Source organism: Achromobacter sp. Root170, assembly GCF_001428165.1.
GTDB lineage: Bacteria > Pseudomonadota > Gammaproteobacteria > Burkholderiales > Burkholderiaceae_B > Achromobacter > Achromobacter mucicolens.
In genome coordinates, this window is sequence record NZ_LMHN01000013.1 from 1 (window position 1) to 5,360 (window position 5,360).

At 67.1% G+C, this 5,360-nt stretch carries 6 protein-coding genes; 4 read left to right on the forward strand and 2 right to left on the reverse strand.

The genetic code is table 11. The annotated features are described in order from the left end of the window. Together ASD87_RS14350 and ASD87_RS14355 are read left to right on the forward strand one after the other, a co-directional pair. Nucleotides 1-358 (forward strand): dihydrodipicolinate synthase family protein (locus ASD87_RS14350; RefSeq protein WP_200952190.1); only part of this gene is annotated, 358 nt, incomplete at its 5' end. A gap of 119 nt (nt 359-477) precedes the next feature. Further along, nucleotides 478-2,061: an aldehyde dehydrogenase (NADP(+)) gene (locus ASD87_RS14355; protein ID WP_056322785.1), complete on the forward strand. Its 1,584-nt coding sequence runs from the start codon at nt 478-480 to the stop codon at nt 2,059-2,061. A gap of 121 nt (nt 2,062-2,182) precedes the next feature. On the opposite strand, the gene ASD87_RS14360 is transcribed toward ASD87_RS14355, so the two are convergent. Next, the gene (locus ASD87_RS14360) at nt 2,183-3,106 is read right to left on the reverse strand and encodes a LysR family transcriptional regulator (RefSeq protein WP_056322777.1); all 924 of its coding nucleotides are present in this window, start codon (nt 3,104-3,106) and stop codon (nt 2,183-2,185) included. A 65-nt stretch (nt 3,107-3,171) separates the two neighbouring features. Between ASD87_RS14360 and ASD87_RS14365 the strand changes: the two genes are divergently transcribed. Further along, complete coding sequence (locus tag ASD87_RS14365; RefSeq protein ID WP_056322780.1) at nt 3,172-3,789, forward strand: LysE family translocator; 618 nt, start codon at nt 3,172-3,174, stop codon at nt 3,787-3,789. A gap of 106 nt (nt 3,790-3,895) precedes the next feature. On the opposite strand, the gene ASD87_RS14370 is transcribed toward ASD87_RS14365, so the two are convergent. After that, nucleotides 3,896-4,882, reverse strand: a complete 987-nt coding sequence (locus ASD87_RS14370; RefSeq protein ID WP_056322782.1) for a tripartite tricarboxylate transporter substrate binding protein — start codon at nt 4,880-4,882, stop codon at nt 3,896-3,898. A gap of 275 nt (nt 4,883-5,157) precedes the next feature. Here ASD87_RS14370 and ASD87_RS14375 point away from each other — a divergent pair. Then, nucleotides 5,158-5,360, forward strand: a 203-nt coding sequence (locus tag ASD87_RS14375) for a dihydrodipicolinate synthase family protein (RefSeq protein ID WP_200952191.1), incomplete at its 3' end; no start/stop codon positions are given.

Consider the following 5,360-nt stretch of genomic DNA (forward strand, 5'->3'; position numbering starts at 1 on the left):
CCGCTTCTCGTACCTGGGCGGCCTGCCCACCGCCGAAGTCTACGCCGCCGCCTACCGCGCGCTGGGCGTGCCGGTCTACTCGTCGGCCGTCTTCAACTTCGTGCCCAAGATGGCCATGGAGTTCTACAACGCCATCGCCGCCGGCGACAGCGACACCACCAACCGCCTGCTTGACGATTTCTTCCTGCCGTACCTGGAAATCCGCAACCGCAAGGCCGGCTACGCCGTCAGCATCGTCAAGGCCGGCGCCAAGCTGGTGGGCCATGACGCGGGCCCCGTGCGCGCGCCGCTGACCGACCTGACCGGCGAAGAAATGGAAATGCTCGCCGCCCTGATCAAGAAGTCCGGCGCCGAATAATCGGTCTGCACCGACGCCTTCTGTCTGCCCCCGGTCCGGGGGCATTTTTTTCCCCGGACCCGTCGGGGGCGAAACCGCCCATCCCCTGGATCGGCGCCTATGAATTTTTGGAGATGACCATGAACCTGACCGGCCAGATGTTGATCGGCTCGACCGCCGTCCTGGGCGCGGGCGCTGCCCAACACGCCATCAACCCCGCCACCGGCGAACGCCTGGACCCCGCCTACCCCGCCGGCTCCGCCGACGACGTGTCCCGCGCGGCCGAATTGGCCCGTGCCGCGTTCGATCCGTATCGCGCGCTGCCGCTGGAGACGCGCGCCCAATTCCTCGAAAGCATCGCCGAAGGCATCCTGGCGCTGGGCGACGCGCTGATCGAGCGCGCGCGCCTGGAAACCGGCCTGCCCGTCGCCCGCCTGCAGGGCGAGCGCGGCCGCACCGTCGGCCAGCTTCGCCTGTTCGCCCGCGTGGTGCGCGACGGCTACTTCCTGGACGCGACCATCGATCCGGCCCAGCCCGAACGCCAGCCCCTGCCGCGCGCCGACCTGCGCCTGGCCAACGTTCCGCTCGGCCCGGTAGCCGTGTTCGGCGCCAGCAACTTCCCGCTGGCCTTCTCGGTGGCGGGCGGCGACACCGCCTCGGCACTGGCTGCCGGTTGCCCGGTAATCGTCAAGGCGCATAACGCGCACCCCGGCACGTCCGAACTGGTCGGCCGCGCCATCCAGCAGGCAGTGGCCAAGCACGGCTTGCCCGAAGGCACCTTCTCGCTGCTGTTCGGCGCCGGCAATGAAATCGGCACCGCGCTGGCGACGCATCCGGCCATCACGGCCATCGGCTTCACCGGCTCGCGCCGTGGCGGCCTGGCGCTCGTGGCCGCGGCCAACGCCCGCCCCGTGCCGATTCCCGTCTACGCCGAAATGTCCAGCATTAACCCGGTGTTCCTGCTGCCCGCCGCGCTGGAAGCCCGTGCGGAAACCATCGCCAAGGGCTTCGTGGATTCGCTGTCGATGGGCGTGGGCCAGTTCTGCACCAACCCGGGTTTGGTGATCGGCATCGAAGGCCCGGCACTGGATCGTTTCCGCCAGGCCGCCGCCGAAGCCGTGAAAGCCAAGGGCGCCGCCACCATGCTGACGCCGGGCATCTTCTCGGCCTACGAGCAAGGCGCCGACGCGCTGGCGCGCCACGCCAGTGTGTCGACCGTCGGCCGCGGCGAACCGTCCAACCCGGCGTGCAACGCCGCGGGCGCCGTGGTGTTTGGCGCCAGCGCGGACCAGTTCCTGGCCTCGCACGAACTGGAAGCCGAAGTGTTCGGCCCCGCCTCGCTGGTGGTCGCGTGCAAGGACGCAGCGCAGGTCCGCGCCGTGGCCGAGCATCTTGAAGGCCAACTTACCGCGACGCTGTTCGTGGACGACGCCGACGTGGACGCCGCCCGCGCGCTGCTGCCCGTGCTGGAACGCAAGGCCGGCCGCATCCTGGCCAACGGCTACCCGACCGGCGTGGAAGTCAGCCATGCCATGGTTCACGGCGGCCCGTTCCCGGCCACCTCGAACCCGGCCTCGACCTCGGTGGGCGCCACTGCCATCCGCCGCTTCCTGCGTCCGGTCTGCTATCAGGATCTGCCCGACGCCCTGCTGCCCGACGGCATCAAGCGCGCCAACCCGCTGGGCCTGACGCGCATGGTCGACGGCAAGCTGGCCAACGCCTGATCGCGTGACGCCGTAACGCTGGGCCGGACCGCGAGGTCCGGCTGACAACACCGGCCCGAGGGGGACGTCCGGCTTTCGGACGTCCCCCTCGGGCCTTTCGCCATTCCCTGCCCCTTCGGCACTACGCGGCCTTGCGCAGCCAGTCCAGCAGCGCCGCCTGCGGACTGCCCGGCGGCAGCGGCTGCGGGGCAAACAGGCAATAGCGCGATCCATCCTCGACGAAACCCATGGGCGCGGCCAGCACGCCGCTTTCCAGATCGTCGCGCACCAGCCGCCACGGGCCGATGGCCACGCCCAGGCCCGCGACCGCCGCCTGCAGACTGAAATAGAAATGGTCGAATGTCTGGCCGGGCGCATCTGGCGCCGGCTTACCGGCCGCGGCCGCCCATTCGCGCCATGCGTCCGGCCGCGTGCGCGTGTGCAGCAGCGGCGCGCCAGACTTCAACGAGCCGCCGGCTGTGCTGTCGTCGAACCAGTCCGCCAGCTTGCCGGGATGGCACACCGGGCCGACCTTTTCCGCAAACAGGGGCTCGACGTGATGGCTGACCGGCCAGGTAAAGTCGTCGCGGCGGATGGCCAAGTCGATGCCGCTTGCAAATGAGAACGGCCCGCCACCCGCGACCAGGTGCACTTCCATGTCCGGATGCCGGGCCTGGAAATCGGGCCAGCGCGGGATCAGCCAGCGCATCAGCAAGGTCGGCTCGCATGACAGCACCCAACGACGCCCGCTGCGGGCGCGGGCGCGCAGTTCGCTCACCGCCTGCCGCATCAAGTCCAGGCCGCTGCCCACTGCGCCGGACAGGGTGCGCCCGGCGTCCGTCAGGAACACGCGGCGGCTACGCCGCTCGAACAGCGCCACGCCCAGGTTGTCCTCCAGCAACCGCACCGCCCGGCTGACCGCGCCATGCGTCAGATGCAGCTCCGCGGCCGCGCGGCTGAAGTTTTCGTGGCGCGCCGCGGCCTCAAAGCAACGCAGCGCCAGCAGAGACGGCAGGCGCGCGTCCGAGGATGGTGATTCCAGCTCACCATTGCTGTCAGAAACCATCGTTATACGTCCTTCAGTCCCGTTGCTAGGATGCACGCCATTGATATTTCGCGACAGGATACGCCATGACCGAACTGATAGCTGTCATCACAATCACGGTGCTTGCCGTCATCAGTCCGGGGCCGGACTTTGCGATGGTCACCCGCAACAGCCTGATGCTGTCGCGGCGCGCCGGCGTGCTGACGGCGCTGGGCATCGGCATGGGCGTGCTGGTACACGTCGGCTACACGCTGGTCGGCGTGGGGCTGCTGATCCAGCAATCGCTGTGGTTGTTCAACGCCATCAAACTGGCGGGTGCGGCCTATCTGGTGTATCTGGGCATGAAAATGCTGCGCACGCGGCCTGGCAGCGGCAACAGTCGCCGTCCCGCGGCGGCAATGTCGGACCTGGCGGCGCTGCGCACGGGCTTTCTGACCAACGCGCTGAATCCCAAGACCACAGTTTTCATCGTGAGTCTCTTCATGCAAGTCGTGCGGCCCGATACGCCGCCGGCGGTGCAGGTTGGCTATGGCGCCTTCATTTCGCTGGCGCACGTGACGTGGTTCTGCGTGGTGGCGATGTGCTTTTCGTCGGACGGCGTGCGCCAACGGCTGCTGGCCGTGCGCCATTGGATAGACCGGATCTTTGGCGGGCTGCTGGTCGCGTTTGGCGTGCTGCTGGCGGCGGCCAGCGGGTCTCGGTAAGTGCGCAGCGCAAAGGCGGTGTCTGACACCCTGTGGAGATCGCCTGCGGCTTGCGGCAGACGTTCAATGGGTGTCAGACACCGAGCAAGGAGATGATGCCACGCGATCACTGCGGCTTGAGTTTTCCGTCGGCGATGATCTTTGCCCACTTGGCCTGCTCGGCCGTCTGGAACGCGGTGAACTCGGCGGGCGTGTTCGGCGTGTAGGCCAGGCCCAGGCCTTGCATCTTGGCAGCCACTTCCGGCTTGGCCACGATCTCGGCAATGGTCTTGTTCAGTTTTTCGACCACGGCGGACGGCGTGTTGGCCGGTGCGTAGATGGCCTGCCAGCTGCTCACGTCGAAGCCCGGCACCCCGGCTTCCTGCATGGTGGGCACATCGGGCAGCACGGCGGTGCGCTTGGCCGACGTCACGGCCAGCGCGCGCACCTTGCCGCTTTGCACGTAAGGCAGCGCGACCAGGGCGGTTTCAAACGAGCTGGGGATCTGGCCGCCGATCAGGTCCGAAATGGCCGGCGCGCTGCCGCGGTACGGCACGTGCGTCAGGTGCGCGCCCGTCAGCTGCTTGAACACTTCGCCCGACAGATGCTGCGACGTGCCCTGCCCGGCCGAGCCGAACGCGATCGTGTCGGGATTCGCCTTGGCGGCCGCAACCACGTCCTGCACGGACTTATACGGCTGGTTGGCGCCCACCAGCAGCACATTGGAAATGCTGCCCAGCAGAATGACCGGCGAGAAATCCTTGGCGGCGTTGTAGTTGATGCTGGGCAGCAGCGACGGGTTGATTGCATGCGTGGCGATCGTGCCCAACAGCAGCGTGTAGCCGTCCGGCTTGGCCCGCGCAACCGCGTCGGCGCCCAGCACGCCGCCGGCGCCACCCTTGTTTTCAACGACGACGGTCTGCTTGAGCGTGGTGCCCAGTTCCTGCGCGATCAGGCGGCCCAGGATGTCGGACGTGCCCCCGGCCGCAAACGGAACGACCAGCGTGATGGCCTTGGCGGACGGCCAGTCATCGGCGGCGTGGACGGGTGCGGCAAACGCGGTGGCGACGGCCAGGACGGCCGACAGGCGGCTCAACAGGGGAAATGCCTTCAAACTTGTCTCCTAGAGATATGGAATTGTCGTCGTTCTTGTACGTTGTCGTACGACAATGAATCGCGAGGATAGCGTGGCGGCTTTTCGCGATCAATCTAGGGAAATTCCTATATCTGGTGTGAACGGCAGACTTGTTGTACGACAACATCTTCTCCACGAAGCCGTTGTAGTACGACCTTGTATGTTGTACGATGACATACATCGCGGGTTCGATAACGCCGCGGCCACGGCATCACCGCCTTTTCATACCCCTTTCTCTTATTTGGAAGACAGCCATGACGACTCCCCAGGAACTCAAAGCCATCGTCTCGGAAGGATTGCTTTCCTTCCCCGTGACCGACTTCGACCAGAACGGCGATTTCAACGCCAAGAGCTACGCGGCTCGTCTGGAATGGCTGGCCCCCTACGGCGCCACCGCCCTGTTCGCGGCCGGCGGCACCGGTGAGTTCTTCTCGCTGGCCCCCGAGGAATACTCGGA

Coding starts and splice junctions, on each gene's coding strand:
- ASD87_RS14355 (WP_056322785.1), top strand. CDS start 478: ATGAACCTGACCGGCCAGATGTTGATCGGCTCGACCGCCGTCCTGGGC.
- ASD87_RS14360 (WP_056322777.1), bottom strand. CDS start 3,106: ATGGTTTCTGACAGCAATGGTGAGCTGGAATCACCATCCTCGGACGCG.
- ASD87_RS14365 (WP_056322780.1), top strand. CDS start 3,172: ATGACCGAACTGATAGCTGTCATCACAATCACGGTGCTTGCCGTCATC.